Source organism: Moraxella lacunata, assembly GCF_002027545.1.
Taxonomy (GTDB): domain Bacteria; phylum Pseudomonadota; class Gammaproteobacteria; order Pseudomonadales; family Moraxellaceae; genus Moraxella; species Moraxella lacunata.
This window is the reverse complement of record NZ_MXAN01000029.1, coordinates 1-4,850: the sequence shown is the minus strand read 5'-3', so window position 1 is coordinate 4,850 and position 4,850 is coordinate 1. Positions and strand designations below refer to the sequence as shown.

General features: G+C 39.0%; 6 protein-coding genes and 1 pseudogene. 5 read left to right on the top strand and 2 right to left on the bottom strand.

Going from position 1 to position 4,850, the window contains the following annotated elements:
• The 3 genes from B5J94_RS04925 to B5J94_RS14475 all read left to right on the top strand — a co-directional run.
• On the top strand, nt 1-257 hold a 257-nt coding region (locus tag B5J94_RS04925), incomplete at its 5' end, for a transposase family protein (protein WP_143821901.1).
• Nucleotides 258-335: 78 nt separating this feature from the next.
• On the top strand, nt 336-569 hold the full coding sequence (locus B5J94_RS04920) for a hypothetical protein (RefSeq protein ID WP_227713282.1): 234 nt from the start codon (nt 336-338) through the stop codon (nt 567-569).
• 452 nt (nt 570-1,021) lie between these two features.
• Complete coding sequence (locus tag B5J94_RS14475; RefSeq protein ID WP_062501670.1) at nt 1,022-1,339, top strand: hypothetical protein; 318 nt, start codon at nt 1,022-1,024, stop codon at nt 1,337-1,339.
• A 45-nt stretch (nt 1,340-1,384) separates the two neighbouring features.
• On the opposite strand, the gene B5J94_RS04905 is transcribed toward B5J94_RS14475, so the two are convergent.
• Nucleotides 1,385-2,185, bottom strand: a complete 801-nt coding sequence (locus B5J94_RS04905; RefSeq protein ID WP_062501671.1) for a cation transporter — start codon at nt 2,183-2,185, stop codon at nt 1,385-1,387.
• Between B5J94_RS04905 and B5J94_RS04900 the strand changes: the two are divergent.
• Nucleotides 2,163-2,760: pseudogene (locus B5J94_RS04900) on the top strand (IS5 family transposase). The gene B5J94_RS04905 and the pseudogene B5J94_RS04900 overlap by 23 nt on opposite strands.
• 135 nt (nt 2,761-2,895) lie before the next feature.
• On the opposite strand, the gene B5J94_RS04895 reads toward B5J94_RS04900, so the two are convergent.
• Nucleotides 2,896-3,309 (bottom strand): ACP-like domain-containing protein, encoded by a 414-nt coding sequence (locus B5J94_RS04895; protein WP_062501600.1) that lies wholly within the window; start codon nt 3,307-3,309, stop codon nt 2,896-2,898.
• 291 nt (nt 3,310-3,600) lie between these two features.
• On the opposite strand from B5J94_RS04895, the gene B5J94_RS04890 reads away from it, so the two are divergent.
• Nucleotides 3,601-4,770: an anhydro-N-acetylmuramic acid kinase gene (locus B5J94_RS04890; RefSeq protein ID WP_062501598.1), complete on the top strand. Its 1,170-nt coding sequence runs from the start codon at nt 3,601-3,603 to the stop codon at nt 4,768-4,770.
• Nucleotides 4,771-4,850 lie beyond the last annotated feature (80 nt).

The window sequence follows — 4,850 nt, the reverse complement described above, 5'->3', positions numbered from 1 at the left end:
TAGATTCAGGCTATCAAGGCATACAACAAACTCATGCAAATAGCCAACTACCAAAGAAAAAGACAAAACTTAAACCTTTAACCAAAGCAGATAAAAAAGCAAATCGCAAGTTATCATCCAAGCGAGTAACCAATGAACATGTCATTGGGAAACTCAAGTGTTTTAAAATCTTATCATGTCGCTACCGCAATCGCAGAAAAAGATTTGGATTAAGGGTGAATCTAATTTCTGCGATTTATAATTTTGAGCTGGGGTAGTTTGGAAAGAGGTCTATTTTAAACAAACAGACCCTGCTGTTATTGACACGGCAAAGTTTTTATTATCAAAAAAATATCGTGGGTGGCAATGCGTTAACGCTAAAAGATTTAAATGGAAATCCCATTGTATTTAGCAAATGGAAGCTCATCAGCAAAACGCTTATCCAAAGGCATGATTATGTCTATGAAAATTTGGTGGAAAAACTAGACAATGCTTCTTCTATTGATAAAGGTTTTATTGCCAAACCTATTCCACCTGATTATCCAGAAATCTATTTTTTGGAAATAAGTGAGCAAGAAAATGAAATTTGATGTCATTAAAGATGTGAATTTAGAAAGAAATCTAAATTTATTTGAAAGTTTATATAATGATAATAAATCTCTTTCCAAACTAAAAATAAACCCTTATAAGTATTGGGGTTGAAGTTTTTAAAAATCCATAAAAATCAGGGTTTGGAAAGAAGTCTAATGTGTTAGATTGTCTTGATATGTTAAATAGTGATGACAATTTAACAAAAGAAGTAATCAACAGGGTCTTGGATTTGTTTTCTAGTGATATTTGGTCTAATCCGAATATCAAGTTTTTGGATAATAATTGTAAATCTCAAATATTTATGAGTGAAGTAATTAAAAGACTGGATAACGGATTAGAAAGACAAATCCCTGATAGAAAAACTCGTATTAATCATATTTTAAAAAATTAGATAATAAATGAAAGCTGTAATATCGGTTTTGATGTAACCATAAATAAAGGTAATTTATAAATGGAAAATTCAAACTTTCAAATAGACAGCAACATCACAAAAGACCTAGATGCCATTCAACAAGGTCAATTATCGCTATTTGAATTGGGCTATAACCCTGATGTATTGGACTGTTTATCCAGCCTGTCTAATGATGAGATTTTCACATCGCCAAAACTTGCCAATCAAATGCTGGATTTATTGCCGTCTGAGATTTGGTCAAATCCAAAGGCGACATTCTTAGACCCTGTATCTAAATCAGGCGTTTTTTTAAGAGAAATCGTCAAACGCTATTTTAAAAAATCAAGTTTTTGGAAGTACTGCCACGTATGTAGGTAGCTTTGACCGATATTTGCATAAAAACTCCTTTGCTGGTGAAAGGAATTATTTTGCCAATTTTAAAATATTTCTGGCACCAAATAGTACAATGACAAAGATAATCATGCCAATGATTAAATCAGGATAGCTAGAATGAGTCAATAACGTCAATGCTCCCGCCGCTATCACACCGATATTGATGATAATGTCATTGGATGTAAAAATCATGCTGGCTTTGATATGGATTTCTTTATTTTGATTTTTGCTCAGTAGATATAAGCACAGCCAGTTTGCAATCAATGCCAAAAATGCCGTGCCAATCATCAGTTGATAATTGGGCAGCTGCTCAGCACCGATAAAACGCCTAATCACTTCTATCACCCCAAATAACGCCAATATTATCTGCGTTATCCCCGCCAAAAATGCCACGCGTTTTTTATACGCCAGCGTCATACCAATGGCTGATAGCGCCAATATATAGACAAAGCTGTCCGCCAGCATATCTAGACTATCAGCAATCAGCCCCATAGAATTAGCAAAAATACCAACCGAACACTCTATGATAAAAAACACAAAGTTAATCATGAGCACTTGATATAATAATCTTTTTTCTAAGCGCTCATCAGACTTGTTAAACACTATCTTATCAACAATCACTTCGGTGGAAATGATATGACTATCAAAATTAAGCGGTTCAAGTACTTGTAAAATCATTGTATCTTGGTTATCGTGATAGACGGTTAAGCACCGCCCAGCAATATCAAACTGTAATTCATAAATATCAGACACATCTTTTAAACGCATGCGAATGAGCTGCTCTTCGGACGGGCAGTCCATTTTAGCAATGTTAAAAATGGTCTTTTTCATCTATTTAGTTCCTTTTGAAATTGGATTATATGACAAACCCAACTTACGAAAGACTGTAGAAGGTGTATTGTATCGAATGAAAGTAGGCTTACCATGGCGAGACCTACCCAAATATTTTGGGAAACACAATACAGTTTACAAAGCTTTCAACCGTTGGTCAGCCAATAACAAGCTCATTTTACTGTTTAACAAAGTAATAGACCAACCAGGCATGGAATGGGTCTTTATTGATGGTAGCTACATCAAAGCCCATCAACATAACAGTGGAGCAAACCCTAAAGACCAAGCGATTGCTAAAAGTTGTGGGGTAATACAACTAAAATACATTTAGCCGTTGATGTTCATGGTAATCCAATTACCTTTATCATCACTGATGGCACAACCCATGACATCAAAATGGCAAAAGACTTGGTAGATAAAGTTGATTTAACCAATGTTGTCATGCTAAGTGCTGATAAAGGCTATGATTCACAATTAAAGATTATCGAGCGATTGCCACACGCTTTGATAAGCTAAAAAGAAACTTTGAAAATAATGTGGCTCTAGCCTTTGCTTATCAATGGATTAAAATATGAATGTTCAACAGACTCTAGTAATCCGTTCGCCCTGAGCTTGTCGAAAGATGGCAGAAAACCGTTATGGTTCAACTTAGCTCAGAGCGAATGATCTTCTTTAATTTAGGGTTTTACAAGAAGTCTAATATAAAGATATTAACCTTTGATTTTTTTGATGCTAGCCACTCGGCAATCTTTGTGCATGATCTCGCTGGCAGGGTCTTGAATGCTTGCCAAACCTACTCTGTGGTAATTACCAAGCGTTAGAGCATCCACACCGAGTGTGTAGCTGTCTTCTTGACCAAAGAAAGTACCTGACACGTCTGAACGGGCAAGATTGATGGGCATGAAGCGATTTTTGCCACCAACAACTGCCTCAGCATAAGTTGGTTGGCTTTGCTCATTAAAGCCATATTTGACTGTCAATCTACCACCTGTGGCACAGGTATAATTTACTTGACGCACTTTTGTGGTATCTCTGACGGCTTGTTTGTGGTCTAAGATATCACTTGCGTGCGAAACAGTAGCAACCAATGCTAGGGCAGGAACAAGAGCCTTTAAAAATTTCATGATTTCTCCTTGGAAAATGAAAAGTGTTTAATAAAATCACCTTAGATGTTAGGTATCCTAAGTTGATTGCATTAATATATCATCAGCTCATTTAGAATAATACATTATAATAGTAAAGAATTGTTAAAAATTTGATAACATCATTGCTTTTTTAGCGTCTATTCAATGAATTTTATCGTTTTTGACATATTTTGTTACATTTTAAAACCCAATCACATACTTTAAAGTTTGGTATGATGGATATTTTACAACCCATGTTAACCAAATAATCAGTTCAACCTAAGGATAAACATGATCTGTAATACCGCCTTTGACGTGGATTTGGCAGACCGCTACTATATTGGCATGATGAGCGGAACAAGTCTTGATGCCCTAGATGCTGTGCTGTGCGACTTTGACGGTGATACGCCCAAAATTATTGCCACTCATAGTAAGCCCTTTTGTAACAAATTGCGGGGGATTTTGCTTGCCTTATGCACACCCAATGGCACAGCAAGCCTTGCGGTGGGGGAGTTTGACCGATTTAGCGAGCTTGATTTTTGGGGCTTGGCAAGCCGTCTGTATGGCGAATTTGCCAGTGAGATTGTTAATGAACTTCTTGCCAAAACCGAGCTCACCGCCGATGACATCACCGCCATTGGCTGTCATGGGCAGACGGTGCGACATCGTCCCGAGTGGCGGTTTAGCCTGCAACTGCTTGACCCTAATATCCTAGCCGAACGCACAGGCATTGCGGTGGTGTCGGATTTTAGGAGACGGGACATGGCGGTGGGTGGTCAAGGAGCTCCCTTGGTGCCTGCTTTTCATCAAGCCATTTTTGAGCAGGGTGAGACAGCCAATGACAGCCAAACCGTGATTTTAAATTTGGGTGGGATTGCTAATATCACCGTACTGGGCGATGATGTAACAGGCTATGATACAGGCGTGGCGAACCTGCTTATGGACGGCTGGATATACCGCCATCAAAGAGTCAGCTATGACAAACATGGCGACTGGGCAAAATCAGGGGTGGTGGATTTTGCCCTGCTTGATAAGCTCATGACTCACCCTTTTTTGGCACAATCCACCCCCAAATCCACAGGACGAGAAGCCTTTAATATGGCGTGGCTTGATGAGATACTCATTGATTTTGACATCACGCCTGTGGACGTGCAAGCGACTTTGTGCGAATTTACCGCTCTATCGGCAAGCCGTGAGATTGCCAAATTTGCCAAAACTCACAACACACTCTACGTCTGCGGTGGCGGTGCGTATAACGCTCATCTACTGACACGGCTTGGTTATCACCTACCCACCTTCACCATACACACCACTGATAAGGTGGGAATCAACCCCACTTGGGTGGAAGCGGTTGCCTTTGCGTGGCTGGCTCGCCAAAATATGCTCATGCAAACAGGCAACCTACCTGCCGTAACAGGAGCAGAAAAAGGCGTGGTGCTGGGCGTGGTGTGTTTTGGGTGATATGGTATTTTATAGATATTAACTCTATTCTCAACTTTGTATAAGTGATGGATTTATCAAGGGCGAATGTGATTCGCCCC